General features: G+C 48.9%; 1 protein-coding gene. It reads right to left on the bottom strand.

Annotation, left to right across the window (positions count from 1 at the left end; translation table 11 throughout):
* Positions 1-40 precede the first annotated feature (40 nt).
* On the bottom strand, positions 41-976 hold a 936-nt coding region (locus CVN76_RS00170), incomplete at its 5' end, for an NAD(P)/FAD-dependent oxidoreductase (RefSeq protein WP_100530061.1).

Here is a 976-nt window from a genome sequence, read left to right as displayed (position 1 = left end):
TTCATTTGATGAATGGTCCTTTTTGAAATGATTCTTTATTTTAGTAGGCCAAGCTATATAGCGCTTTGATGTGTGATAGGTAGCGGATATTGCTTGCTTCCTTCATCAAAGTGGCCGGCAGGCCTTTCAGGGATGTGTTATTGGCTCCGACGGTTGCCACGGCATCCTTACGGCCAAGGCTCGCAAGCGTACCTGAGTTTACAGGCGTGAATACTTCAAGCTTCTTGCCTTCGAAGGCTGCATAGAGGTTATACCCGACAAGCTCACCCATTTGCCATGCGTTTTGTGCAGTTGGCGCGTATGGACGTCCGCCTTCTGGAGGGAAAGCAAGGGCGCTGTCACCGACAACGAATACATCCTTATGTGATGTCGATTGCAGGTATTCATTAACGGCTGCTTTGCCGCGATCGACTTCAAGACCTGATTCGCCGACGATAGGAAGAGCCGCAACCCCGCCTGTCCAAACAAGCGTATTGGCCGTGATCGTTTGTCCATCCTTCAATTCGATTTGGTTGCCTTTGACACCCGTTACAGGAAGACCTGTCAAGAATTCGACGCCGCGTGCTTCCAAGGAAGACATGGCCCGGTCGATTAGCGGATCAGGCAGCACAGGAAGGATTTTTGGACCAGCTTCAACAAGCTTGACTTTCAAATCCTTGAAGTCCACGCCGAATTTCTTGGCGATTTTAGGGAAATGATCGACGATTTCACCAATCAGCTCGACGCCAGTCAAGCCGCCCCCGCCAATTACGATGGTCGCATCGGCTTCATTTTTCGTTTGGGCATATTCACGAATGCGATCTTCGATATGCTTGTAAATTTGGTTGGCATCTTTCACCGATTTCAAGACCATGCTGTTTTCTTCAAGACCTGGAATGCCGAAGAATCCTGTTTGGCTTCCTAGTGCCACGACAAGGGCATCATAGGATAAAGTGGAGCCGTTGGAAAGCTTCACTTCTTTTTTATCAACGGAGAA

The organism is Bacillus sp. mrc49 (genome assembly GCF_002803435.1).
The sequence above is the reverse complement of the archived record's forward strand: the minus strand, read 5'-3'. Positions and strand labels throughout refer to the sequence as shown.